The sequence below is a fragment of the Methylobacterium sp. PvR107 genome, from assembly GCF_017833295.1.
GTDB lineage: Bacteria > Pseudomonadota > Alphaproteobacteria > Rhizobiales > Beijerinckiaceae > Methylobacterium.
In genome coordinates this window covers 5917953-5943665 of record NZ_JAFIBW010000001.1, presented here as the reverse complement: position 1 = coordinate 5943665, position 25713 = coordinate 5917953, and the positions used below count along the sequence as shown (strand labels likewise).

At 68.9% G+C, this 25713-nt stretch carries 21 protein-coding genes and 1 pseudogene; 12 read left to right on the top strand and 10 right to left on the bottom strand.

What is annotated here, in order from left to right; all coding sequences use genetic code 11:
* The 3 genes from JOE48_RS28175 to JOE48_RS28165 all read left to right on the top strand — a co-directional run bounded on the left by JOE48_RS28175 (position 1) and on the right by JOE48_RS28165 (position 4845).
* Positions 1–3168: an efflux RND transporter permease subunit gene (locus JOE48_RS28175; RefSeq protein ID WP_245252990.1), complete on the top strand. Its 3168-nt coding sequence runs from the start codon at positions 1–3 to the stop codon at positions 3166–3168.
* Between the two features lie 173 nt (positions 3169–3341).
* Positions 3342–3569 (top strand): hypothetical protein, encoded by a 228-nt coding sequence (locus tag JOE48_RS28170; protein ID WP_192709091.1) that lies wholly within the window; start codon positions 3342–3344, stop codon positions 3567–3569.
* A 547-nt stretch (positions 3570–4116) separates the two neighbouring features.
* Positions 4117–4845: a nucleoside deaminase gene (locus JOE48_RS28165; RefSeq protein ID WP_245252989.1), complete on the top strand. Its 729-nt coding sequence runs from the start codon at positions 4117–4119 to the stop codon at positions 4843–4845.
* Positions 4846–5049: 204 nt separating this feature from the next.
* On the opposite strand, the pseudogene JOE48_RS31290 reads toward JOE48_RS28165, so the two are convergent.
* The 3 genes and pseudogenes from JOE48_RS31290 to JOE48_RS28155 all read right to left on the bottom strand — a co-directional run.
* A pseudogene (locus JOE48_RS31290) lies at positions 5050–5172 on the bottom strand (IS481 family transposase); the annotation flags it as partial.
* 209 nt (positions 5173–5381) lie between these two features.
* Positions 5382–9329, bottom strand: a complete 3948-nt coding sequence (locus JOE48_RS28160; RefSeq protein WP_210034858.1) for a glycosyltransferase — start codon at positions 9327–9329, stop codon at positions 5382–5384.
* A 314-nt stretch (positions 9330–9643) separates the two neighbouring features.
* Positions 9644–10246: an acyltransferase gene (locus tag JOE48_RS28155; protein WP_210034853.1), complete on the bottom strand. Its 603-nt coding sequence runs from the start codon at positions 10244–10246 to the stop codon at positions 9644–9646.
* A 352-nt stretch (positions 10247–10598) separates the two neighbouring features.
* Between JOE48_RS28155 and JOE48_RS28150 the strand changes: the two genes are divergently transcribed.
* Positions 10599–11135, top strand: a complete 537-nt coding sequence (locus tag JOE48_RS28150; RefSeq protein WP_210034851.1) for a hypothetical protein — start codon at positions 10599–10601, stop codon at positions 11133–11135.
* Positions 11136–11171: 36 nt separating this feature from the next.
* Here JOE48_RS28150 and JOE48_RS28145 read toward each other — a convergent pair whose 3' ends face one another.
* Entirely contained in the window at positions 11172–12605 is a 1434-nt protein-coding gene (locus tag JOE48_RS28145) for a MaoC/PaaZ C-terminal domain-containing protein (protein WP_210034848.1), read from the bottom strand.
* Positions 12606–12813: 208 nt separating this feature from the next.
* On the opposite strand from JOE48_RS28145, the gene JOE48_RS28140 reads away from it, so the two are divergent.
* The 7 genes from JOE48_RS28140 (at position 12814) to JOE48_RS28110 (ending at position 18983) form a co-directional block, all read left to right on the top strand.
* Entirely contained in the window at positions 12814–14421 is a 1608-nt protein-coding gene (locus tag JOE48_RS28140) for an HAD-IIIC family phosphatase (RefSeq protein ID WP_210034846.1), read from the top strand.
* On the top strand, positions 14387–14698 hold the full coding sequence (locus tag JOE48_RS28135; RefSeq protein ID WP_210036148.1) for a hypothetical protein: 312 nt from the start codon (positions 14387–14389) through the stop codon (positions 14696–14698). Before JOE48_RS28140 ends, JOE48_RS28135 begins: the two co-directional genes overlap by 35 nt.
* On the top strand, positions 14691–15728 hold the full coding sequence (locus JOE48_RS28130) for a 3-oxoacyl-ACP synthase III family protein (protein ID WP_210034844.1): 1038 nt from the start codon (positions 14691–14693) through the stop codon (positions 15726–15728). Before JOE48_RS28135 ends, JOE48_RS28130 begins: the two co-directional genes overlap by 8 nt.
* Positions 15728–15955 carry a hypothetical protein gene (locus JOE48_RS28125; RefSeq protein WP_210034842.1) on the top strand — a complete coding sequence of 76 codons (228 nt, stop codon included), beginning with the start codon at positions 15728–15730 and terminating at the stop codon, positions 15953–15955. Before JOE48_RS28130 ends, JOE48_RS28125 begins: the two co-directional genes overlap by 1 nt.
* Before the next feature lie 10 nt (positions 15956–15965).
* A complete protein-coding gene (locus JOE48_RS28120; protein WP_210034840.1) occupies positions 15966–16688 on the top strand; it encodes an SDR family NAD(P)-dependent oxidoreductase in 723 nt (240 codons plus the stop codon).
* A gap of 13 nt (positions 16689–16701) precedes the next feature.
* A complete protein-coding gene (locus JOE48_RS28115; protein ID WP_210034838.1) occupies positions 16702–17361 on the top strand; it encodes an acetyltransferase in 660 nt (219 codons plus the stop codon).
* A gap of 510 nt (positions 17362–17871) precedes the next feature.
* Positions 17872–18983 (top strand): IS3 family transposase gene (locus JOE48_RS28110; RefSeq protein ID WP_210034836.1). Its coding sequence is split into 2 segments (ribosomal slippage): positions 17872–18121 and positions 18121–18983, totalling 1113 coding nucleotides; the frame shifts between segments, so codons are not numbered across the junction.
* 958 nt (positions 18984–19941) lie between these two features.
* On the opposite strand, the gene JOE48_RS28105 is transcribed toward JOE48_RS28110, so the two are convergent.
* From JOE48_RS28105 to JOE48_RS28095, 3 genes are read right to left on the bottom strand one after another with little or no spacing between them, the layout of a single operon-like run.
* Positions 19942–20124 carry a hypothetical protein gene (locus JOE48_RS28105; RefSeq protein ID WP_210034834.1) on the bottom strand — a complete coding sequence of 61 codons (183 nt, stop codon included), beginning with the start codon at positions 20122–20124 and terminating at the stop codon, positions 19942–19944.
* Positions 20125–20128: 4 nt separating this feature from the next.
* Positions 20129–20335, bottom strand: a complete 207-nt coding sequence (locus tag JOE48_RS28100) for a hypothetical protein (protein ID WP_210034832.1) — start codon at positions 20333–20335, stop codon at positions 20129–20131.
* Positions 20336–20343: 8 nt separating this feature from the next.
* Positions 20344–20721 carry a hypothetical protein gene (locus JOE48_RS28095; protein ID WP_210034830.1) on the bottom strand — a complete coding sequence of 126 codons (378 nt, stop codon included), beginning with the start codon at positions 20719–20721 and terminating at the stop codon, positions 20344–20346.
* A gap of 428 nt (positions 20722–21149) precedes the next feature.
* Here JOE48_RS28095 and JOE48_RS28090 point away from each other — a divergent pair, with 428 nt between their 5' ends.
* A complete protein-coding gene (locus JOE48_RS28090) occupies positions 21150–22349 on the top strand; it encodes an IS256 family transposase (protein ID WP_210025717.1) in 1200 nt (399 codons plus the stop codon).
* Between the two features lie 72 nt (positions 22350–22421).
* On the opposite strand, the gene JOE48_RS28085 is transcribed toward JOE48_RS28090, so the two are convergent.
* From JOE48_RS28085 to istA, 3 genes are all read right to left on the bottom strand, one after another.
* Positions 22422–22742 carry a hypothetical protein gene (locus JOE48_RS28085; RefSeq protein ID WP_245252988.1) on the bottom strand — a complete coding sequence of 107 codons (321 nt, stop codon included), beginning with the start codon at positions 22740–22742 and terminating at the stop codon, positions 22422–22424.
* Between the two features lie 530 nt (positions 22743–23272).
* Positions 23273–24097: an IS21-like element helper ATPase IstB gene (istB, locus tag JOE48_RS28080; protein ID WP_053611553.1), complete on the bottom strand. Its 825-nt coding sequence runs from the start codon at positions 24095–24097 to the stop codon at positions 23273–23275.
* The gene (gene istA / locus JOE48_RS28075) at positions 24094–25578 is read right to left on the bottom strand and encodes an IS21 family transposase (protein WP_409518549.1); all 1485 of its coding nucleotides are present in this window, start codon (positions 25576–25578) and stop codon (positions 24094–24096) included. Before istA ends, istB begins: the two co-directional genes overlap by 4 nt.
* Between the last annotated feature and the right edge of the window lie 135 nt (positions 25579–25713).

Sequence of the window (25713 nt, the reverse complement as noted above, 5' to 3'; positions counted from 1 at the left end):
ATGCGAGCCTGGTTCGCCCTTCTGATCCGCCGCCGCCTCCTGGTCCTGGTGGTGGCGCTCGCCGCCGCGGCGGGGGGCATCGCCAACCTCGAAGGCCTGTCGATCGACGCGGTGCCGGACATCTCGCCCAAGCAGGTGATGATCCTGACCCTGTCGCCGGGCCTGGGCCCCCTGGAGGTCGAGCGGCTCGTCACCTTCCCGGTGGAGAACGCCATGGCGGGGGCGCCGGCGCTGACCGGGATCCGCTCGACGTCGCGCGCCGGTGTCTCGGCGGTCTACGTCACCTTCGCCGACGGCATGGCGCTGGCAGAGGCGCGCAACCAGGTGTTCCAGCGCCTGCCGGCCGCCAAGAGCCTGATGCCGGCTGGTGTCGGCGACCCGCAGATGGGTCCGATGGCGACGGGACTCGGCGAGGTCTACCAGTTCGAGCTGCGCGGACCCGCCTACACGCCGATGCAGCTCCGGCGCACCCTGCAATGGACGATCGCGCCGAAGCTGAAGCTCACGCCGGGCATCGCCGACGTGAACATCTACGGCGGCGAGATGCCGACCTACGAGGTCCGGGTCTCCGCCGACGCCCTGCGCCGCTACGGCGTCACCCTGGCCCAGGTCTACACGGCGCTCGCCGACAACAACGCCGCCCGCGGGGGCGCGTACATCGCGCACAACGACCAGCAGGAGGTGATCCGCGGGCTCGGGCTCGCCAAGGGGCCGGACGACATCGCCACCATGGTCGTCGCCACCGGCCCGGGCGGTGTCCCGGTGACCCTCGCGACGCTGGGCCAGGTGGTCGAGGCGCCCAAGGTCCGGCTGGGGGCCGTGACCCACGATGCGGCGGGCGAGACGGTCGTGGGCATCGCGCTGATGCAGGTCGGCGAGAATGCCAGCGCGGTGGTCGCAGAGGTCAAGAGGACGGTCGACGAGCTGCGTCCGCAACTGCCGCCCGGGATGGCGATCGTTCCCTATTACGACCGCAGCGCGCTGGTGGACCGCACGATCCACACCGTGGCGCACAACCTCCTCGAAGGCGCGGTCCTCGTGGTCGTCGTCCTGCTGCTGCTGCTCGGCAACCTCCGGGCCGGGCTGATCGTCGCCGCGGCGATCCCGCTCGCGATGCTGATGGCCTTTGCCGGCATGCGGCTCCTCGGCCTGTCGGGCAACCTGATGAGCCTCGGCGCCATCGATTTCGGCCTGATCGTCGACGGCGCCGTGGTGATGATCGAGAACGTGTTGCGCGCCCGCGGCGCGCACCCGGACCGGCCGGCCCGCGGCCTCGTCCGGGATGCCGCCGCCGAGGTGGCGCGGCCGGTGACGTTCGCGGTGGCGATCATCATCCTGGTCTACGTGCCGATCCTCGCGCTCCAGGGCGTGGCCGGGAAGATGTTCGTGCCGATGGCGCTGACCGTCATCCTGGCGCTGGGCAGCTCCCTCGTCGTCACCCTGACGCTGATGCCGGCGCTCGCCGCGATCTTTCTCGTTGGCCACGGCGTCGGCGAACGCGAGACGCGCCTCGTTCACTGGATGCGCGGCGCCTACACGCCGGTGCTGCGCACCGCCGAACGCCATGCCGGCCTGACCGTGCTGGCGACCCTCGCGCTGTTCGCCGGATCCTGCGTGCTCGCCACGCGGCTCGGCGGCGAATTCCTGCCGAAGCTGTCGGAGGGCTCGATCGTCGTCACCTCCGAGAAGCTGCCCGGCATCGATCTGGGCGCCTCGCTGGCTACGGTCGGCCGGATCGAGCGGGTGCTCAAGTCCTTCCCCGAGGTGAAGCGCGTCGTCTCGCTCACCGGCAGCGCCGAGATCCCCACCGACCCGATGGGCGTCGAATCGACCGACAGCTTCATCACGCTCACCGAGCCGTCCAGCTGGACGACCGCCGACACGCAGGACGGGCTCGTCGCGGCCTTCGACCGGCGGCTCAAGGAGGAGGTGCCGGGCGTGGCCTACACCTTCTCCCAGCCGATCCAGATGCGCATGGACGACCTGCTGGAGGGCGTGCGCGGCGATGTGGCGATCAGCCTCTACGGCGACGACCTGACGATCCTGAAGGACACGGCCGAGGCCATCGTGCGCACGGTATCGGCAATTCCCGGCGCGGCGGACGTGAAGGCCGAGGCGCAGGCCGGCATGCCGGCGCTCTCGATCCAGGTCGACCGCGCCAAGGCGGCCCGCTACGGCATTACCGTCTCCGACGTGCTCGACGTGGTGGCGAGCCTCGGCGGCCGCACCAGCGGCGTGGTCTACGGCGACGACAACGCGATCACCGAGATCGTGGTGCGCCTGGACCCGGCCGACCGCAGCGACATCGAGCGCATCCGCGCGCTGCCGGTCGGCCGGAGCGAGCCCGGCCGCGAGGCGGGCAGCCGGATGATGGTGCCGCTGGCGCTCGTGGCCAGCGTGGACGTGGCCTCCGGCCCGGCGCAGATCAGCCGTGAGCGCCTGCAGCGGCGAATCTCCGTGCAGGCGAATGTCCGCGGCCGCGACGTCCAGAGTTTCGTCGCGGCCGCCCGCGCCGCCGTCGACCGGCAGGTGACGCTGCCGCCGCGCTATTCCCTGGTCTGGAGCGGGCAGTTCCAGAACCTGCAGGAGGCGACCGCCCGCCTCTCCGTCGTCGTGCCCGCCGCCCTGGCGGCGATCCTGGTCCTGCTGGTGGTGATGTTCGCCGATATCCGCCTCGCCGGACTGATCTTCCTGAACGTCCCGATGGCCGCCACCGGCGGCATCCTGGCGCTCACCCTGCGCGACATGCCGTTCTCGATCTCGGCGGCCATCGGCTTCATCGCGACCTTCGGCATCGCCATCCTCAACGGCGTCGTGCTGACGAGCTATATCCGCGACCTGGAGGCGACCGGCCTGGCACCCCGGGAGGCCGCGACCCGCGCCGCCGCGATGCGGCTGCGGCCGGTGATGATGACCGCCCTGGTGGCGGCCCTCGGCTTCCTGCCCATGGCTCTCTCCACGAGCGCCGGGGCGGAGGTGCAGCGGCCGCTGGCCACCGTGGTGATCGGCGGCCTGATCTCGGCGACGCTGCTCACCCTCGTCGTGCTGCCGGCGGTCTATCCGGTCGTCGCTGGCCTGCGCCTGCCCTTCGACCGCCGGCCCCTGCCCGCCTCCGATGAGACGGGCGAGACGGTCAGGGCGCGGCGTCGCGGGAGGCTCGACGCCTGAGCAGAGCCGCGCTCACGTCCGGCAGGGCCTCGCGATGCCGTCCCGAACCGCCATCGTCGGGGGCAGCTTGGAGGATAAATATCAACAAACTCGGCGTGGATACGTAGTTCTGTACTGATGTTGGAAGTTTGCGAAGAAGATTATTCTGATCTGATTCGATTTGGGAGGCCGGCATGTCGGACGGCGATGCCTTCGCTCATGAAATTGCGGCGCTTCTGATCGCCGATATCAAGACCTCGGGCGCCCGCACCCGGGCCGAGCTCGAGGCGGCCTGCCGGATCTCCCTCGAGAGTCTCCTGGGCGATGCCGAGATCCCGCACCAGATCGCCGTCCTGATGCCGATCGGCCTCGACCGCTGGCCGCGGGTGGTCGTGAAGGGACGGCGCCTGCCGGACGTGTAGCGGATCCGGAGGCCGGCGCGGGTCCGCTCGCGCCCCCCGCTCGGCCAGCCCCATCCCCGGCTAATCCGAGCGCACCAGCTTCGCGTGGCCGCCGATCTGCCCTGGGCTCAGCCTGTCCGTCTGTTCCTCGACCGGGCGCCACCTCGACACGCAGGGCGGGCTGGTCGCCGAAGCCGACCGATCGGCCGGATCGCCCCGACCCCTTGTCGCGGGCAAGGGCCCGCTCGCGTAGATTCTCCCGATGGAGGCGTGTCGGCTCACATCGACCTCCGGGGCAGGCCGACAGGAGCTGAGCCAAACCCGTCCCGTCAATGAGCCAAGGGTATCTTGAAAAGATCGTTCTCATCGATCTTGATATCGATGTGCATGATGACGTCTGTCCGCAATCGAGCCACGCATTTTGATTGCCGTTACTTCGCATCTTGAGCGAAATTTTGAGACCTGATTATCCAATAGCGAATTTATATGTGTCACGAGGAAAAACTTAATCTTAAATTCTCCAGTTGGCGGTAGCCGTCGATGGGACCTTGGTTCGGATTTTATGGGGATGGATTTGATGCTGCGAGCTTGCGACTGTTCGTCCGATCATTCCGGGGATTGCCCAACGGGCGGGAATGTCGGTCGGCGCGCCTTTCTGGCGAGTGCGGTCGGATTCGGCATGTCGACGGTCTTGCCATCCGGAGCGGTCGCGCAGGCCGTTCCGGTCCCGGCGGGCAAGAAGGCCTTCATGGAAGAAGCGACCCGGCTTGCGATTGAGTCTGTCGAGAAAGGTTGGGGTGGTCCGTTCGGGGCCGTGATCGTCAAAGACGGTGAAATCATCGGGCGGGGTCAGAACCGCGTCCTCCTGACTGGCATCCCGGTTTTCCACGCCGAGATCACGGCTATCATGGATGCCTCCACGCGCCTGAACCCGAAAGCTCTTCTCGGAAGCGAGTACGGATTGGGAACGATCCTGGAGATGATTCCCCGTGAACCCGGCTCTCCAGATCCAGTGACCGAACGTGCCAGGATGCTGAAGGGCTGCGAGATCTACATCAACGGCGCACCCTGCCCGATGTGCATGAGCGCTATCTACTGGTCACGGATCGACCACGTCTATTTCGCAGCCAGCCTGACGGATACAAGCAAGATCGGCTTCGATGACGCGTTCCAGTACGAGGATTTCGCTAAGCCCTGGGGGCAGCGTCGCATCAAGATCACGGAAAATTTCGAGCGTGAGACCGGCCTGAAAGCCTACGAAGCCTGGACGAACAAACAGGATCGGCACCCCTACTAACCGGAATTCCGGAATTTGCGTGTGCGTCCGACGTCGGTTCGCAGGCTCGGATCTGCGATAAATGGCGGCGTGCGCGGAGCGCCGCAGGCGGTTCAACGAATCCCGCTTTGTGGGGCATCAACAGCGTGTCCTGGGCGACGTCGAGGCGTCTGAGGGCTGTGTCGCCGTTGACGGCCCCGTGCGGGCGCTGCCCGTTGAAGCGGAAGGCAGGTCCGCGCGGCGCTGCTCGGAGGCGTGGCCGGCGCGGGCCGAGACCCATTCGCGGAAGGACGTCAGAACGAAGCGCTCCGCCTTCCCATCGGTCCTGAGCGTGTAAAGCCGCGTGCGTGTGGGGCGGATGAAACGGAGAGCGTTGAAGAGGAAGGCAATGCAGGGCGGATCGGGTCTCGTCCGTGAGGATCTCCGAGCGGCCCAACCGGGAGTGATCGTCGATGGCGAGGCGCTCTGTTTTGCGCAGCGCCTTCTGATATCCGGCTGGGACCACGGGGAACGAGCCGAAGCGTGGCGGGCCGACGTGCCGCTGCCGGAGCGCGGAATCAGGGCGTAAGACCGTAATAGTCGCGCATGAGATTCCGGTAGGCGGCGGCCTGGATCGGCCCGGAGAGCCGGCCGGTTTCCGAGATGTCGATGGCCAGCAGCCGGTCGTTGAAGGCGGCCGGGTCGGTGGCCAGCGCGTAGGGCAGGCAATGGCCGTTCGGGTAGGCGCGGAGCCGCTCGCCCGGGGCGCCCAGGTCGAAGGCCGCCACCGGCAGGCCGGTGCGCAGGGCCAGGGTCAGCGCATACGCGTACGTCTCCGGCCAGATCGCCGGAAGCAGGACCAAATCGGCTGAAATCTGGTTCACGAGGTCGAGGAACTCGTCGTCGTCCCAGTGGCGGTCGGTCTCGGCGATCTGGAGAGCCGCGCGTGCCGGCCGGTCGAGGGTCGTGTCGTCGGTGGAGTAGCGTCCGGTCTCGGTGACGCCCGTGCGTTCCAGGCCGCCCGTGAGGGCCGGGTCGGAGAAGCCCACGATCGAGAACCGCAGCGGCAAGCCCCGGTCCTGCGCGTCCGTCGCCAGAGCCTGCAGGAACAGGCCGCCCTTCGTCGCGCTGATGGCGCCGAGCACCGCGACGCGCCGGACGCGTCCGGGCCGCTGCAGGGCGGTGTCGCGCACGGCGCGCTCCGGCTCCAGATGCGGCCGCACCGTGATCGCCAGGTCCGGGTACACGCCCCGGATCCGCGCCGCCGTGTCCGACGAGGGCGCAAACACCCGCGCCGCCCCGGCCAGGAAGGCCCCGAACGCCGCCCGCCGCTCGCCCGGATCCGGCTCCTCGAACCCCTCGGCATCCGCCGCCAGGCACGCCCGGCATTCGGCGACCGGCGCCAGGCCGCAATAGCGCCCGTCCGGCTGCACCAGGTGGTTGCGGTGGCAGACCGGCGAGTAGTCGTGCAGCGTCCAGGCATAGGGCCGGCCCGAGCCCGCCACCAGGTCCATCAGCGCCCCCGCCGCCGCCCAGCGCAGGCCCGCCAGCGAGTGCACGTGGATCAGGACCGGCGCCAGCGCGGCGATGAAGCCCGACAGCGCCTCGGCGTCGCGCGGCAGGTACAGGCTGCCGAGGTTGGGCAGGTACAGGAACGCGGCGCCGCGATACGCGACCCGGACCTCGAGGTTGCGGGTCCGGTCGATCTGCAGCAGCACCACCGCGAGGCCCTCGGCCCGGGCCTTGGCGATCATGTCGTCGATGTGCCGCTGGATGCCCCCGCCCCAGCTGTGGGTCACGTAGAGCAGCGCCCGGCCCGCGCAGTGCCGGGCCAGCCGGGCGAGGTCGAGGCGCGCCCGCCCGCCCCGGCCCGGATCGGCCTGGACGAACTGCCCGACCCGGGCCGGGTAGTCCGGATGCTTGGCCAGCAGCGCCGCCTGGCCCTGGTCGTACTCGCCGCCCTCATCCAGCCCGAACGAGATCTGGCCGGCATGGTAGACGTAGACGTCCTCGGCGAGCAGGTTGGTGAAGCCGGCCTTGCTGGCGCGCAGGCACCAGTCGTTCTCCTCGCCGTAGCCCTTGCCGAAGGCCTCGGCGTCGAGGGCGCCGACGGCGTCGAGCGCGTCGGCGCTCATGTACATGCAGAAGCCGACGCCGGTGGGCACGGGCACGGCGCGGCCGCGGTTGATCTGCGCGGCCAAGCGGTCGAGATCGGGCCGGTCGATCTCCAGCGGCATGGTGTTGTTGGCGTTGAAGCGCGGGTAGGAGCAGATCGTGGCGTTGTTGGACAGCGGCGTGACGCTGCCCACCCGCGGGCGGGCGGCGCCCGCGGGTTCGGCATCAGGCTCGGCGTCAGGCTCGGCATCAGGCTCGGCATGGGCGACGAGGCGGTCGAGCCAGTCGCCGAAGACCTGGGCGTCGGAGTTGAGCAGGACGACGGCGCGGCCCTGGCGGAGGCTGAGGGCGCGGTTGACCGAGCGGACGAAGCCGAGGTTCTGCGCGTTCTCGACGAGGTGGAACAGGCCCCTGCGGGCGAGCTCCGCGAGGTCGGCGGCGAGCTCCGGGTCGGGGGAGCGGTCGTTGACGGCCAGCAGGGTGAAGGGGGTTGTCTGCGGGGCCGCCAGGCAGGCGTGGAGGGCGCGCAGGGTCTCGCCGCGGCCCTTGTAGACGGGCACGATGACGACGACGCGGGCCTGGTCGATGGGCAGGGCTTGCGGCAGGCCGTCCCAGTCCTCGGGCGCGGGGGCGGTCATGGGCGGGGCGGTGCCCAGATCCTCCGGCGCGGCCATCAGCCCGGCCGCCCGGCCGGTCCGGACGTAGTGCAGGAACGGCGACTCCCCAGGACCGAACAGGTGACCGTAGGCCCGGCGGTAGAACCGGGTCACGAAGGCCGTGCTCGGATCGCGATCCTCTTCCTGTCCGTGCGACAGGAAGTGCATGGCGGGACCGTTCTCGAAGCCGCGCGTGTCGGGGTAGCGCTTCAGGTACCAGGGGGCGTCGAAATAGGGCTCGATCAGCCGCGCCTGCTCCATCAGCTCCGCATCCTCTTCGGGAGGCGGACTGCCGTAGCGCGGATCGAAAGCGGGCCCGGTGAGGTCGACGCCGCGCATCAGCGCCATGGCGAGGAAGTGGACGAAGGGCGCGAGACCCGTCGCCTCCACGTAGGGGTGATGCGCGCGGTACGCCCAGCCGTTGAAGTCGGGTCTCGGGTTCCGGCCCCTGCGCCAGCCGGTGTCGCAATAGTCGCGCACCGCGTCGGCATCCGCGGGCAGCCCGTAGCGCGCCCGGTAGAAGGCGTGGTCGACATGCCCCGCCACCAGCCGCGCCTGCAGGTCCAGCAGCGCCGCCCGCTCCACCGGCCCGGCCCCGATCGCCCCCAGCCAGCCCGTGTCCTCGACCGGCGCCCGCGCCGGACGCAAGCCGCAGACCCGCAGCAGCGCCGCCAGCGTCGAGCGCCCCGGGCCCGGATCGCGCAGCTCCCGCCAGCCGATGCCGGCAAAGTGCAGGTACGGCTCACGGCCACCCACATCCGGGTAGGTCGCCCGGTACCACGCCTCATCCACCGCCGGCACGTTCAGCCGCTCCGGCTCGGCGAACGGTTCCCGCCCGGCCAGACGCGTCTCGGCCACGTAGCGGAAGAACGGGTCGTCGCGCACCGCCCGGCTGCCGGCGCGCGCCTGCACGAAGCCGGCCGGGTCGAAGTCCGGACGCGGGCCGACGAGCCGCCGCCAGCCCTCCGCCACGTAGGCGCGCAGCAGCGCCGCGTCCGTGGCGCCGGCCAGGGCCTCCGCCTGCGCGGCGCTCAGGCCCCGCCGGTAATGGGCAGCGTCGAAATAGGGCGCGAGCGTCGCGACCCGCAGCGCCAGCGCCTCGGCGGCCTCCGGCCGGGCGGGGCCGCCGTGCAGGACGTAGTGCACGAGCGGGTTCTGGGTGGCGTAGGTGATCCCGCGGGTCAGGCAGTAGGCCAGGGTGTCGAACCGGGGCGACGGCTCGCGGCCCTCGCGCCAGCCCGAGGCCATGTAGTGGTCGACCGGATCGACGCCGGCGGCCGCGAGGTCGGGGTTGCCGGCGAGATAGAACGGCCCGTCCACGAGGCGGCGGGCGAGGCGCTGGGCCTCGGCCGTGTCGGGCTTCGGCAGGGCCGCGCCCGTGTCCGCGCCGCCGGCCGCACCGGCCCGGCGCTTGTGCGCCGCGAGGGCGTGCAGGAACGGGTTGATGCCGGCCCGGGCGAGATGGGGCCGGGCGGCGAGGTAGGCGGCGGAGGAGAAGTCGGGCCGCGGGTCGCGGCCCTCGCGCCAGCCCTGGACCAGGTAGTCGCGCACCGGATCGGCCGTGATCCCGTACCAGCTCGCGTAGAACGCCGCGTCGAAACACGGCGCCAGCGCCGCGATCTGCGCCTCCGCGGTGGCGAGATCGTTCGCGGCCGGGAGGCCGCCGCGCGCTGCGAGCCGGACCAGCGGGTTGCGGCTCGCGCGGACGGAGCCCGAACGCGCCCAGCGGTGGTACAGTCCGTAGAGCGTCCTCAAAGCACCGCTCTCGGCTTATCGGCCGATGCGCCCGGCATCGGGATCCGCGGCGCTCCGTCGATCATCGTCCCGCCGTGGCCGCCGTCGATCGATGCCGCACGACCGGTCCGTGCTGACGCGCCGTTCGCGCCGGCGGATATATCGGGACCTGAGGCTCGGATGAGCATGTGTTCGCGCAGGCTGGATTGATGGCCGGGCGCCGCGTCGGCCCGAGAGGCGCGGCGGCGGCCCATCGCCCTATCGGAACGCGCGCGCGGGGTAAACAACGCTGGTCCCGCCGACCGGGGCACGGAGTTCTGCGCGCGCAGACGCGCTCAGATGAGGTCCGAGCGCCAGGTCACGTTCTCCCGCACGATGCGCGCGGGATTTCCTGCGGCCACGCAATGGGGCGGCACGGTTCCGGTCACGACCGCATGGGCGCCGATGATCGCGTTGTCGCCGATGACGGAGCCCTTGAGGAGTGCAGCCTGGTTGGCGATCCAGACGTGGTTGCCGACGCGGACAGGCTTGGCTGGGTTCAGCCGTGCGCCGGAGTCCAGGCCGATCACCGAGTGGAAGTCGCTCGTCGTCATCCACACTCCGGAAGCGATCGAGCAATTCGTCCCGATCTCGATCGTTTCCGCCTCGATGAGATTGAGGTGGACCAGGCCGGTAAAGCCCGTCCGGTCGCCGATGCGGAGCACCGAGCCCGGACCGATATAGATGTTGGCCATCGAGAGACGGACATCCTCGCCGACATCGAACCGGCAATTCGACTCGATGACGATGTGCATATCCTTGTCCGAAACGCAGCCTCTTCCGATGCGGATATAATTGTTGCTGCCGTTTATGTATATCTTTCCGGCCTGGTTTTGCTGGTCGCGGACATCAATATCGATGACGTTATTTTCGCCTTTATCGAAAATGTTCAGCGACATACTGTTCTCTGTGGAGTTGACGTCTGCGACCCCGCGCGACGCGGCCTGTGCCGGCGACCGCAGGGCGGCGCGCCGACGCCGGGGAAGACGCCTCGTCTTCTGCCGTGGCCGCCACGGTATCGGAGCGCTGTGATTGGAAACCTTTTGCGTTCGACGCTACGCTAATGAGCCCGGATCCGGTAGGGGCGTTTCCGGATGTCTCTAGGCCATGTCGCGCCGTCGTCACAACGGAGGCCGTCGCCCACGGGGCCTGCCTCCCGACGGAGTGGCAACAGGTCGGCCGCGTGTTGACGTTCGAAGGGGCCTATGACGTATGGCCGGCTTTGCGCGATCTTGAGGACGAGGCCATCCCGTGGCTGAAGACAACACGCTGACAAAGGCCCTGGTCGACGTAAGGGCGCGCCGAGCGGCCCTGCAGGGCGATTACGATCGGATCGCGGCGGAGTTGACGAAGCTCCGTGCGGCAGAGGCTGCGCTGACCGCGATCGTCGAGGGCGTTCCGCTCGAGGCGACAGGTCATCTCCGGTCAACGGAGGCCCCGCGGGCAAGCGCCGGCGATCGCGCTGCGCCGCAGCAGGGCGGACGGCGCGGCGCCCGCGGTCCGCGGGCGAACTCGGCCAAGGGTCGATTGAAGGTGCTGCTCGGCAATGCGGGTCCGCAGGGCCTGTCGCATGCCGAGATTGCCGAACGGCTCGCCGACGTCGCGCCCAACACCCTCAACACCTATCTGAGCATGATGGTGACGGGGGGCGAAGCGGTCCGGAAGGGTGACTTCTTCACCGCCGCACCGGACTCGGGCCTGGATTCCGATGAGGCCGCCGATGAGGCAGATCCGGACGGGGACAGCTCTGCCGATGACGAGCCTCACCGCGACGCTGCGGCCGAGTGAGCGAGGCCGCTCGTCCCGCGGCGGCCGTCATGCGGGTCAGGACGTCGCCGACATCTGCCGTATGATCGGCAGCATCAGCGCGCCGGGGGAAGCGGCCGGGACGGGAAAGATCGTGGCCGTCTGATCCGTCCGCACCCGCGGCAACCGCTCGATCACGGTCCGCAGGTTCGGGATCGTCCGCGCCATCGTCGCCGCGAGGGTTTCGCCCGCACTTTTCGCCATGACGTATTCGAGCGTGTCGCGGGGCGCCTCGTCGATGGCGGTGGTCGAGGGATAGAAGGCCGCCAGCGCATCCCCGCGTCCGAGGCAGAACAGGCTCAATTCGTAGAAGGCGTAATTGTAGACGCGCATCATCTCCTCGAAGCAGACCGGCTCGAACGGCGCGCGCTTCTGGCGGAAGATGCGGGGCGTCGCGAAATGGTAGAGCTGAGACGGGCTCATCGCGAGCGCATCGAGCTGCGCGGCGACCGGACCTGCGGCGTCGTAGCGGAGGATCTGGCAGCGGCCGCCGCCGTCCCGGATCTCCCGGGCGACCGCCTCCGCCTCGTCGGCGCCCGACGCGTAGGTGATGCAGACCGCACCGCCCCCCGCGGCGATCAGCTTGGCCGTCGCCGCGCCCAGGCCCCGCGAACCGCCGATGACGAGGGCGGCGACGTCGGAGAACGCGCGCGGCTGCACCAGCGCGGCGATGTCCTGCAGGCTCTCCTGTCGGACCGGGCGCGGACGGACGAAGCCCTCGACCCGCGCGGTGAGGCCCGGCCCCTTCGCCTCGAGGGTCACCGATTGCAGCATCGGCTGGAACCGCTTGACCGCGTAGGCCAGGCTCGATCCGTGAGCCGCGTCCGTGAACGTCACGTCGATCTTCGAGAGGATCGAATGGAGCCCGGGCACGAACATGCCGACGAGGGTCGAGAGGCCGCCCAGCCCCGCGACGCGGGCGGGGCCGACGGCCTGCGCGAGCCGCGGCGCCAGCGCGGCGACCGCCGCGGGATCGGGAAGCCGGAACGTGCCCGCCCGACTGGCGATCGTCGCCGGATCGATCACGTCCGGCGCGTCCGGGATCTCGGTCGGGCTTGCGTCAAGCGTCTCGGCCGGTGCCCGCTCGGACGCGAATGTCCCCTGGATCGTGAGCGTACGGACGCCGTCCACCGACACCGACAGGCGCATCTGCCGTGCATCCGCGTCGTGGACCGTGACCTCGGCCCGATCGCCGACCAGCACGAAGCGCTCGAACCGCATCTGCAGCGTCGCGAGCCGCGCGAGCGGATGCTTGTCCGCGCAGGCATCGAGGGCCCAGAGGGCGGCATGAACGCCGTGAACGGCCCGGTCGCCGGCGAGCGTCCGGCGGGCCACGCGCGCATCCATGTGCATCGGATTCACGTCGCCGGTGGCCCGCGCGAAGGCGATCTGATGCGCTTCGGTCCAGACCCGCGTCATCGCGGGGGGATCGTCCGACCCGGGTTCGTTCATCGGGAAGCTCCTCATCTGCGGCCTCGGCCCCGACGGGGCCGCGACCGAGCGCCCGCATGCAGCACGGGGGCTCCGGCGCGAACCGCTTCGCCCCTTGCTTTATGACAGGGGATCTCGCAAGAGGGCGGCGCTCGCACGCACGGGAAGGGGCCGGTCGACCGCCGGAGGGCAGGCATCCACCGGGACGCCGCAGGGACCGGTATCGAGGATGACCACGGCTCGCGCCCTGTCGATCGGCTTCGTCGGAAACGTCGTCACCAACCCGTTCGGGAAAGTGTCCGGCCGCCTCGGGGACCTCGCGGACGCGACCTGCGCGCATTTCCCCATCGGGCAGATCGAGCAGGTCCTGGCGGGGCCGGCCTCCGTCGACGTCCTGATCGTACATCTCGACCACCGCTGGTTCTTCGACGTCGCCCCGGACGCGGGCGCGGTCGCCCGCGCGCGCGCGCTCGCCGCGCTGGTCTCGGCCCGGCTCGGGCGCGGCCCCGGCACCATCATCCTCAACACGGTGCCGTTCGTGCCGGTCTCGTCGGTGGAGAGCGATCTCCACGATCAGCTCGAGGCCCTGGCCGGCGTGAATGCGGTGCTGTTCGACCTCGCCCGGTCGCAGGAACGGGTCAGCGTCGTCGACGCGGCCGGCGCCCTCGCGATCCTCGGCTTCGCCAACGCGTTCCGCGAGCGGAACCGCCTCCTCTACCAGATGCCCTACGCCCCGGCCGCCGTGGACGCGCTGGTCGAGCGCTACGCGGACGCCGTCGCGGTCCGGCTGCGGGCGCGCCGGAAGGTGGTGGTGGTCGATGCCGACAACACGCTCTGGGGCGGCGTCGTGGGCGAGGACGGCGTGGAGAATCTCGAGGTCGACACCGACTATCCGGGGATCGTCCACACGCAGCTCCAGCGCCAGCTGCTGCGCCTGAAGAGCCTGGGCATCCTGCTCTGCGCGGTGACCAAGAACAACGACGAGGATTTCCGCTCGGTCTTCGCGCAGCGCGCGATGCCGCTGCGCCTCGACGACCTCGTGGCCTACCGCAGCAACTGGTCGGAGAAGAGCGACAACATCCGCGACCTTGCCGAGACGCTCAATCTCGGCCTCGACAGCTTCGTCTTCCTCGACGACAACCCCTTCGAGATCGAGGAGGTCCGGGCGCGGCTGCCCGGCGTCGAGTGCCACCTGTTCGACCGGACGCGTCCGGAACTGGCCCTCGCGCTCCTCGACGGGATCGCGTCCCTGCGGGCCCGGAACGTCACCGCCGAGGATCTGGCCAAGACCGAGCAGTACCGGGGCGAGGCGCAGCGGCAGGAGCTGCAGCGCTCGGCCGCCTCGATGGAGGACTACCTCGCCTCCCTCGACATCCGCGTGCACATGGCCCGCAACAATCCGGGCTCCCTGCGGCGGGTCACGCAGCTGATCAACAAGACCAACCAGTTCAACCTCACCACACGGCGCTACACCGAGGACGAGGTTGCCTCCGCGATGCGCGCGGGCAGCGTCTACGCGGCCCGGGTGGTCGACCGGTTCGGCGACATGGGGGTCGTCGGTGTCGCCATCGTCCGGGACGGCGCACTGGAGACCTTCCTGATGAGCTGCCGGGCGCTCGGGCGCCGCATTGAGAGCCAAGTCCTGCGCTACATCTGCCAGCAGGAGGCCGATCCGGCGCTGCGGGCCCACTACCGCCCGAGCCCGAAGAACCGCATGGTCGAGACCTTCCTGGACGAGAACGGGTTCGCGCTCATCGGCTCTGGCCCCGAGGGCAAGGACTATCGACTGACCCGAGGACCGGATGACACCGCCTACATCCACATCGTCGCGGAGTGAGAGCGCCGCCGCCGCGGCCCGCGCTACCCTGGATCGCCTCGTCGACACGTGGGGCCGCCCGGAGCTGGGCGCCCTCAGACCCGAGGACGACCTGTTCGACAAGATCGATTCCTTCGCGGTGGTCGAATTGCTCCTCGAGACCGAGTCCGAGGTCGAGAAGGCCGTGGGCCGCTACGTCCCGCTGGCCGATGAGAGCATCCTCGACAGCACGCATTCGCCGCTGCGCCGGATCCAGAGCTGGTTCGACTACGTGGCGGAAGCCGTGAACCGTGGCTGAGCTCCGGTTCCGGAACGCGGGCCTCGCCGGCCTCGTCACCACGGTCGGCGGCCGGGCGCTGGCCTTCGACGCGGAGGCGGCGGATCTCGGCATGGCGCCGGACGAGGCCGAGCGGCTCAAGCGCGCCATGGGGTTCAGCACGCGCCACGTCGTCGTGCGCGCGGATACGACGACGGCCGACCTGTGCCTGCATTCCGCCCGGCACCTCCTCGACGGCCTCGGCCTGCGGCCGGAGGATCTCGACGGGCTGATCCTGGTCACCCAGACGCCGGATTACAGCTCGCCCTCGACGGCGATCGGCCTGCAGCACCGGCTCGGCATGCGCACCGACACGCTCTGCTTCGACATGCGGCTGGGCTGCAGCGGCTTCGTGTACGGCCTCTCGGTCGCCTACAGCGTGGTCGAATCCGGGCTGAAGCGGATCCTGCTCTGCGTCGGCGACGTGGCGAGCCGGATGGTCGCCAAGGACGACCGGGCCATCACCCCCATCATGGGCGATGCCGGCGCCGCCGTGCTGATCGAGCGGCGCGAGACCGAGAGCGTGTTCCAGCTCCACAGCGACGGGTCCGGCGAGAAGGCTCTGTTCATCCCGCATAGCGGCCTGCGCGCAGATGCCGAGGATCGCGACAAGCCCGCCTCCATGCAGATGGACGGCGCGCAGGTGTTCAACTTCACGCTGAAGCGCGTGCCGTCCCTGATCACCGACATCCTGGCGGCCGCTGACCTGCGGCCGGAGGAGCCGGATTTCTACGTTCTGCACCAGCCGAACAAGTATATCCTGAAGAACCTGCAGCGCCGCCTGGGCCTCGACGACGGCAAGCTTCCCTCAGGCACGCAATCCGTCTACGGGAACCAGAACTCGGCCTCGATCCCGGGCACGATCTCGGGTTTCCTGGCGGAGGATTTCTCACACCGGCCGTTGCGCGCGGTGCTGGCCGGATTCGGCGTGGGTCTGAGCTGGGGTGCGTGCGCGATCACCACCGACCGGCTCTACGCACCGCCCGTCCTGAAATTCGAGGAGACCGCGTGATGACCGAGTCTGGGTTCCTGGACGAGCTCGGCGCGATCCTGGATCAGCCGGGGCCGCTCGCGCGCGGCCAGAAGCTCGGCGAGATCGAGACCTTCGACTCTCTCGGCATCCTCAACATCATGGCGCTGTTCGACACGCTGGGTCTCGAGGTCGAGCCGTCGCGGATCGCGGAGGCCGGGACGACCGACGATCTCCTCGGCATCGCCGGCACGAAACTGCAAGCCTGAGGCCCGGACCATGGCGGAGGCCGAGGGGCATATCCTGGTCGTCGGAGCGAGCAGCGGCATCGGGCGGTCGGTGGCCGAGCATTTCGCCAAGCAGGGGGCGGTCACCGCCCTCGCCCGTCGGACGGACCGCTTGGCCGAACTCGCGGCGGCCGGGATCGCCACCATCGCGGCGGACGTGACCGATCTCGCGGCGATCGGCGGCGTGCTGCAGGCGGCCGTCGCCGCGCGTGGACCGCTCACGGGCCTCGTCTACTGCGCCGGCGTCCAGGTCATCAAGCCGATGCGCAGCCTCGGCGTGGACGAGGTCGAGCGGCTCTACAAGACCAACCTCGTCGCCCCGACCGTGTTCGCTGCCGGCTTCGGCAGCGCCCGGATCTCGACCCGCGACGCCGTGTTCTGCGCCGTGTCGTCGGTGGCCGCCCAGCGCCCGGAGCCGGCCATCGTCCCCTACTCCGCCTCCAAGGCGGGGCTCGACGCGCTGATCCGGGGGCTGGCCCGCGAACTCGCCCCCCGGCGGGCGGTCGCCGTCGCACCAGGCTGGCTCGACACGGAGATGACCCAGGCGCATGCGCGCATGTACGGCGCGGAGTTCAAGGAGGCGCTGGAGAAGCGCAGCCCCGCCGGCGCCGCGACCGTCGAGGCGGTGGTCGATGCCATCGCGTTCCTGATGTCGCCCCAGGCTCGGCATGTGACCGGCGAGATCCTGCGGGTCGACGGCGGGGCGACGCTATGACGGACAGAGCTCAGTGACGAGCGCGACCAAGCGCCTGGCGCTGATCGGCGGCGGTGGCTTCTCCAAGGAGATCGCCGAAGTCGCGCAGATGCGCGGCTACACCGTGGAGGCGACCTACTCCAGCCAGCCGACCGCCCAGGTCGGCACCTACAGGGGCTACCTCGACGAATTGCTGGCCGATCGCGCGGAGTTCGACGGTGTGGCCCTCGCCGTTGGCGGCGTGAGCCGGGCCGCGATCCAGGCGCGTGCCGAGATCATCGCCTGGCTCGACCGGCATGCCCTGCCCTGCCCGCCCCTGGTGTCGCCGCATGCGATTGTCAGCCAGGGCGTCGCGCTCGGCGCGGGTGCGTTCGTCGCGCATGGGGTGATCGTCAACGTCGATGCCCGGTTGGGCCGGTTCTGCGTCGTCAACACCGGCGCGATCATCGGCCACGACGCGGCGATCGGCGACAACACGACGATCTCGCCCGCGGCCTTCATCGGCGGCCGCTGCGCGATCGGTGCGGACGGCCTGGTCGGTCCCCTCGCCAAAGTGCTCCAGGGTCTGAAGATCGGCGAGCGGGCCATGATCGGCATGGGCTGCACGGTGCTGCGCGCCTTGCCCGACGACGCCGCGGTCTGGCCTAGGCCGGACAACCCGGTCTTCGCAGGGGATCGGCGCCCTGTCGAGTGAACCCGGCTGAGCTGCCTTGGCGGCTGTCCGGTGGGCATCCATCTTGAGGAGGACTGGACACAGCCGGGACGGATTGCGGGATCGCGTGCCGTCGGACCGAAAGCGGTGGTTCGGCTGAGGCGAGGACCGCTCCCGACGACGGCGCGTGCGGCGGGTGTGTTCGAGCCTTTGGGCGGGATGTGCTATCAGCCCCCGTCGCCCTCTGCGGGCAGCCGGGCTGGTCACCATGCGCTCACTGTTGCTCGCCGTCTCGTTCCTGCTGCTGCCCGCCCCTGCGTCAGCCCTCTGCCGCTGCACGTGCATCCAGGGCACGATGCAGCCGATCTGCCAGCCGACCGACGTGATGATACCGATCTGTCAAGGTCTGTGTGAGACCGAGATCCGGCCCGATCGCGTTATCGTTCCCCTCGCGGGCGGCAAGCCGGCCTCTGAACCTGTCCAGGCGTTCTGACCTTGCCCCCTGGATTGCCCTCGATCTGAAGCTAGGGTCCGTCGATCAGGAGACGGACGATGAAGAAGAGCCGGTTCAGTGAAGAGCAGATTATCGGCATCCTGAAGGAGCAGCAGGCTGGCCTGCCGGTCGCCGATATCTGTCGCCGCCACGGCATCAGCGACGCGACGTTCTACACATGGCGTTCGCGCTACGGTGGCATGGAGGTCTCGGATGCGCGGCGTCTGAAGGCGCTCGATGAGGAGAACCGCAAGCTCAAGAAGCTCCTGGCCGAGGCGATGCTCGACGTGGCCACGCTGCGCGAGGCACTGGGAAAAAACTTCTAACGCCTGGAGCACGGAGAACAGCCGTGAGCTGGGCCATCGAGGAGAAGGGCTATTCGCAGCGTCGCGCCTGTGGGCTGATCGGCCTGGAGCCGAAGACATACCGCTACGCCCCGACCCGTGATGATGATGCGGCCGTGCGGGTACGCCTGCGCAGCCTGGCCGGCGAGCGTCGTCGCTTTGGCTATCGGCGCCTGCTTATCCTGCTGCGGCGGGAGGGCCTTAAGCTGAATCACAAGAAGCTGTTCCGGCTCTACCGGGAGGAGCGGCTGTCGGTGCGCAGGCGGGGTGGGCGCAAACGAGCCCTAGGGACGCGGGCACCGGCCGCCGTGCCGCAGGAGCCGAACCAGCGCTGGAGCCTCGACTTCGTCTCCGACACGCTCGACGACGGACGGCGCTTCCGCATCCTCGTCGTGGTCGACGACTGCACGCGGGAGTGCCTGGCGCTCGTGGTCGACACGTCGCTGTCCGGCCAGCGGGTCGCGCGCGAACTCGACCGGATCATCGCGGATCGGGGCAAGCCGGTTATGATCGTCTCGGACAACGGCACCGAGCTGACCTCGCACGCCATTCTTCGCTGGCAGGAGGAGCGTGCGGTCGCGTGGCACTACATCGCTCCCGGCAAGCCGCAGCAGAACGGCTTCGTTGAAAGCTTGAACGGGCGCTTGCGCGACGAGTGCTTGAACGAGCATCTCTTCCGGAGCCTGTCGGCGGCTCGGACCATCATCGAGGCGTGGCGGGTGGACTACAACACCTGCCGCCCTCACACGAACCTCGGCGGACTCACCCCGAACGCGTTTGCAACCCGGTCCAAACAGGACCAGAACCAGAACGGACTCTGGTTATGAACGGGGGCAAACAGGGGGCAAGGTCACAGCCTTTCCCGATTGCCCGACGAGGTGCTGTGTTGGATCGGAAGCAGCCGTTCGAGGGTGCCCTGTCTAGGCATCCTGTGGCTCCGAGCGTTGGGCGAAGTACCAGCGACTAATCATCGGTCTCGCCGCCACGAGCACGGTCCGCGAACACCAGTTCGAAGCCCGACTGGTCCGCCCAACCGAGAGGCCAGTGCAACCGGTTTCACTGGGACTGCGCATAGGTCGACCCATCGGCCGGGGTTGATCTCTGCTACACCGGACTGCTACACCGTGAGGGTAGGGACCTTCTCTAAGTCATTGATTTCACAGGCGCTGGCAAGCTCGGACGATTGTCCCGCTCTCTCCGCCATTTGACCCGCAAAAACCGTTATTTAACAACGAGTTAGCGGTTTTCATCTCGGTCCTACCGACAATAAAACCCACAATCCGCCCGCACCGGATGCGCGAGCGGCGTTCGTGAGGGCATCAAATGAAGGCGACAGCCTGCCGCGACAGTCGTGGATTTGACGTATCGACCTCGGTTGATCTCCACGCCCGCTGCCTGGTGATCCCCTCATGCCATTAGCGCGGGCGTGGATGTGACCTCTTCGATCAAGCAAAGCGCGGCCCACCAGATTAGAATGTGTGGGTCGGGGTAAACCGATCCCCCGGCCATCCACGCCTGCGGGGATTACCATGGCCCCCCAGGGCAATCTGTCAGCGGGCGTGGGTGCCTTCGCCAGCTTGGCGAACCCTCGACTGATCAAGTGGCCAACTTGACCACTTGAACCGACGCAAGCGCCAACGTTGCGGTTGCGTCCGTTGCAGGCGCAAAGTTTGCGGCTGCATCCTCTGATGTGGTCAACATGGCCACTCGCGTGAGTCGCCAACTTGGCGAGATACGTGACCGCCAAGTTGGCGCTGACGTTGGCGAAAAGTTTGCGGCAACGTCTCACCGCATCGCCGCCAGTGACGGCAGGTCCGCCCGAGCTGCCAGAGCTTCGGCCAGACGCACCCGCTGCCGCGACCGCTCGAAGGCCTGACCACCATCAAGGTAGAGGCGTTCGGACCGGGCGAGGTCGAAGCGGGCGAGCCGGAGCATTCGGACCGCAAGGAAGGCGTAGATCACGCGCATAGCGTCATCTCCCTGCCTGCTCATCGTCGGCCGCCAGCGCGTCGGCGAACTGGCAACGCAGTTCGTGGCCGATGTCGAGTAGCGGACCGCTCAGCGCGTTGAGCGCCTCGGCCTCGATCTCGCCGTCGCGTTCACCGAGGTACATCAGCAACCGGCCGATGCGCTCGACGGTGCGGATGTTGGTTTCCATCGCGAGGATGGCGGCGCGCATTGGGCTGCTCATAGGCCGCTTCCTTTCCACTCGCACCCGACAGTGCTCAGCACGAGCGCAGCGCGCGACAAGGCCGAACCCTCGTTGTTGCCGTGGAACCGCGCACCGCCGTTCGCCACCGGCACGTAGTCGCAGGGCCGGTCAACACCCTTCACTTGCATCAGGAACGGCATGTTCCAGCGAACGGGAGGGTCCATGTTGCCATGACGCTCCCACTGTAGGTGGCGGCGCTCGTACTCCAGCCACGCATCGTAGCTGTCGAGCAACTCGTGGGTGACGGGCTCGGCGACCGCGGAAGGGGCGCCGATCAGGGTCACACTGCCGCCGATCAGCGGGAGCGTGGTGAGGCCGCGCAGGAAACCGCGGCGGTTCGAAGAGCCGCTCATGCCGACCTGCCGAAGCTGCTGAGACCGCCACCAGCGCCATGATGAAGCTCTTGCCGGCTCTGCGCCCGCAGACCAGCCACGCCTCGCTGTAGGCTGCCGTAGGGATCGTCTGGCGAGACGTACAGGCCCGGCAGACCTCAGCCTCTGCATCGGAGAGCGGCAGGCCGAACAGGGCGCCGAGGAACGCCCGCCACGCCGTCCAAGTGTCGTTGTCCTTGAACCAGGACTTGAACAGCTTCGAGTCGGTAGTCGCTTCGAGCAGGTTCAGGTCGTGTCCCTGATGGTGGTGTAGCTCGGCGGTAGCGAAGAGGCCCGTCCGCGCGCCTTCCACAGGGCTGTGGCGGGCGGGGCTCCTCGCGGGGTGGTCATCGGCGGTTGCCGGGTAGGGTCGGGTTGCGAGCGCCAACCCCGAACCCGAGAGACCCCCGATGACCGACGAGATGATGGCCCTGCGCGGGCTGATGGAGAAGAGCGCCGACACCGATCTGCTGCGCGAGATGATCGGCTTTGCGGCCGAACGCCTGATGGAACTGGAGGTGGGCGGCCTGACCGGGGCCGCCCATGGCGAGAAGAGCGCAGAGCGGTTGGTCCAGCGCAACGGCTACCGTGACCGGGATTGGCAGACGCGGGCCGGCACGGTGGAGTTGCGCATTCCGAAGCTGCGCAAGGGCAGCTACTTTCCGGGCTTCCTGGAGCCGCGCCGCATGGCCGAGAAGGCGCTCACGGCTGTGATCCAGGAGGCCTACATCCAGGGCATCTCAACCCGCTCGGTCGATGACCTCGTCCAGGCGATGGGCGGCACAGGCGTGTCGAAGAGCCAGGTCAGCCGGCTCTGCCAGGAGATCGACGAGCGGGTCGGCGCGTTCCTCGATCGGCCGCTCGAGGGCGAGTGGCCGTATCTCTGGATCGATGCGACTTACGTGAAGGTGCGCCAGGACGGCCGCATCGTCTCTGTCGCCGTGATCGTGGCGGTGGGCGTGAACACCGACGGCCGGCGCGAGGTGCTGGGCATGGATGTCGGTCCCTCCGAGGCCGAGACGTTCTGGACGGACTTTCTCCGCAAGCTGGCGCGCCGGGGGCTGCGCGGGGTCAAACTGGTGATCTCGGACGCCCACGAGGGCATCAAGGCGTCGGTGGCCAAGGTGATGAACGCGACCTGGCAGCGTTGCCGCGTCCACTTCATGCGCAACGTTCTCGCCCATGCCGGACGCAGCGGGCGGCGTGTCGTGTCCGCCTTCATCGCCACGGCATTTGCCCAGGATGACGCCGAGGCGGCCCGTCAGCAGTGGCGGCGCGTGGCTGATCAGCTCCGGCCGAAGGTCCCCAAGCTCGCCGCCCTGATGGACGAGGCCGAGCCGGACGTGCTGGCCTACATGGGCTTCCCCACTCAGCATCGGGTCAAGCTGCACTCCACGAACCCGCTGGAACGCCTCAACGGTGAGATCAAACGCCGGACCGAGGTGGTCGGCATCTTCCCCAACGAGGCGGCCATCACCCGCCTCGTGGGCGCGATCCTGCTGGAACAGAACGACGAGTGGGCCGTCCAGCGCTCCCGCTACATCACCCTGGAAAGCATCGCCCCGATCGGCGATGATCCCCTCGTCAGCCTGCCCACCCTGGCAGCCTGATCAATCCGGCCCAAACCGGTGATCGTGGTGGCCACGCCGAAGCTACACCACGCCAGGGGACACAACCCAGGTTCATGCCGCGCGACCCTCGATGTAGCTGGACAGGTCGGGCGTGATATCCTTCGGGCGACGCCGCAGGCCGATGGCCTCAAGCAACCGACGCAGATTTCCGCTGGTCCGTGAGTAGAGATCCAGAGCGTCGGGATCGGCCTCGCCGTCCGTGGCGAAGCGCTCCTCCATCCGCTCCAGCTCGACGGTCAGCGTCGCGATCCGGCGGACGATGCTCTTCTCTGCCTCAGACGCGACATCAAGGCCGCCAAGGTCATTCAAGTGCAGGTTGGCGACATCCCGCATCCGCCGCGCCCATAGCGTTCTGCCGTCCACGCCGGGCATGAGGCGGCTGCCGTTGGTAACCCTGCTCCGTGCCTGAGCCTTCATATCGCTGCGCTTCGGTTAGACGCGGACTATCAGACCGCTTCTTTTGATAGATGATATCTATCGTTTGCGCAAAGTTCCTTCGGCGGCGCCTACTGTGCTGAGGTCTGCCGCTTGCATCGACTGGCCACGAACGGGGATCGGACGTGAAGCCAGCCTACACAATCCGATATATCGTGGACGGTAAGGCGAAGAAGCTGCCGTGCACCTCGGCATGGATAGCCTACGAGCAGCACAATCGCTTGGTCCGACAGGGCCGGAAGGTTCGGATCTTGAACCGTGCTGGGGAGCCGGTGACCATTGGCCAGTTGGAAGCCGCAGCACAGGCTGAGACCGGTGCGGCAGTGACTAGGACGGATGTAGCGCGGCGATCTGGATGAGATGTCAGCGACAATCAGGATGAGTGACCGGTGTCGCGGCGGGTTGATGATGAGCGGGTCGATCGACCGGCGCAAGGTGGCGTCGGGTCAGGTTCGTGTCGCGGAGCGTCACGCATCGGCAGTTTTGATTGTCGCGCGAGTTGGCGGTCGACCAGGACCGCGTTTCCGATCCAGGGCCGTGCGACGCCGGTAGCTCTCGACGTTCATCTCGAAGATGGTGGCATGGTGCACCAGCCGGTCGACGGCAGCGAGCGTCATGGCCGGATCGGGGAAGATCCGACCCCACTCGCCGAAGGGCTGGTTGGCGGTGATCATCAGGGAGCGGCGCTCGTAGCGGGCGCTGATCAGCTCGAACAGCACGCTCGTTTCGGCTTGGTCCTTGGTGACGTAGGCGAGGTCGTCGAGGATCAGCAGGTCGAAGCGGTCGAGCCGGCCGATGGCCGCCTCCAGGCCGAGGTCGCGCCGGGCGACCTGCAGCTTCTGGACGAGGTCGGTGGTGCGGGTGAACAGCACCTTGAAGCCGGCCTCGACGAGAGCGAGCCCGATCGCGGCGGCGAGATGGCTCTTCCCACCGCCAGGTGGACCGAACAGGAGCAGGTTGGCCCCCTGCGCCAGCCAAGCGTCGCCGGCGGCGACCGCCATGACCTGAGCCTTCGAGAGCATCGGCACGGCGGCGAAGTCGAAGCCATCGAGCGTCTTGCCGGGTGGCAGGCGCGCCTCGGCGAGATGACGCTCGATGCGTCGTCTGTCGCGCTCGGCCAACTCGTGCTCGGCCAGCGCCGCGAGGAAGCGGGCGGCAGGCCAGCCCTCCTTGTCGGCCTGTTCGGCAAAGCGGGGCCAGACGGTCTTGATGGTCGGCAGGCGCAGCTCACCGAGCATGATCCCGAGCCGGGCGGTGTCGACCGCGGTGGTGGTGCGGGCCAGGGCCTTCATGCCGCCCCTCCCGTCGTGACGCCGTCGAGGAGGCTCTCGTAGCTCGCCAGCGAGCCGAGGGCGACGTTGACGTGAGGGATGGTAGCCGGATCGGGTGCGAAGCGGGCACGCAGGACGGCTAGATCGGGCAGGCGCTTGGCGGCCAGTTCGACGGCCAGGCATTCGGCGAGTTCGGCCTCGCAGCCGCGGTCATGGGCCAGCGCAAGTAAATCGACGGCGATGCGGCAGGCCTGCCGTTCCGGAAGCGCGGCGCGCAGGGACTCAAAGGCGTGCCGGTAGGGTGCCCGCGGGAAGAGCCGGTCGCGGTAGACGAGGTTGAGCAGCGCCATCGGCTTGCGCCGGAGGGCGTGGATGACGTGGTGGTAGTCGACGACCTGATCGTGCCGTCCGTCCGGATGAGCCCGCCCCCGCGGCAGGGTGAAGAGGTGGGATCCGCCGACGAAGACGTCGAGGCGGTCGTCGTAGAGGCGCACGCGCAGGGTGTGGCCGATCAGGCGCGAGGGCACGGTGTAGAACACCTTGCGCAGGCGGAACCCGCCGGCCGAGGAGACGCGCACGCTGACCTGCTCGTAGTCGCACGAGCGCCGCTCGGGCAGCCGCGCCAGGACAGCCCGCTCGCTGTCGATGCGCTTAGCTTGGCGGGCGTTGCGGCGTCCGACGAGCTCGTCGACGAAGGTGCGGTAGGCGGTCAGGTCGGGGAAGTTGGTGCTGGTGCGCAGCAGGAGCGCATCGGCGAGGGCCCGCTTGAGGTGGCCGTGCGGGCCCTCCACCGAACCGTTCTCGTGGGCGAGGCCGGCGTTGTTGCGGGTGGGCGTCATGCCGTAGTGGGCGCACAGGGCCTCGTAGCGGCGGGTGAGATCCTCCTGGGCGGCCTCGTCGAGGTTGCGGAAGGCGGCCGAGAGGCTGTCGGTGCGGTGCTCGCGCGGCACGCCGCCGAGAGACCAGAGGGCATTCTGCAGCCCTTCGGCGAGCGCCACGAAGCTCTCGCCGCCGAGCACGACGTGGGCGTGCTCGAAGCCGGAGTAGGCGAGCCGGAAGTGGTAGAGCCGATGGTCGAGGCGCAGCCCAGCGATGCTGACGCCGAGATCGGCCATGTCGGTAAAGTCCGACAGTCCCATCCGCCCGGGCTCGTGGGTCTGACGAAAGATGACGTCCTGGTCGGCTCCGTGCACGGCGCGCCAAGCCCGGATACGCCGCTCCAGTGTCCGTCGGACCCCTTCACCGAGATCGGGATGACGGCGCAGGATCTCCTCGAAGACGGCCACCGGCCTCAGGCCGGGCGCGGCTTCGAGCAATGGCACGATCTCGGCCTCGAACACCTCGGCGAGGGGATCGGGCCGACGCCGTCCGCGCGGGGTCTTCTTAGCCGAGGGCAGACGCGGATCGGCGGCAATGCGATGGCCGGTGGCGGGACTGAAGGCGGCCTTGGCGGCGGCCGCAGCGACGCTGTCGCTCTGACGGAACTGCATGAAGAGCCTCATCTGGTGATCGGTCACGTGGCGGCCGGGCACGGGCAGGCTCCTCAAACTGAGGACGACCCGCAGCTGGCCCGGTGGCCGCGATCACCAGACGACGTGCCCCTGAAGGTCACGCCGACGCCGATCCGATGCCTCCGG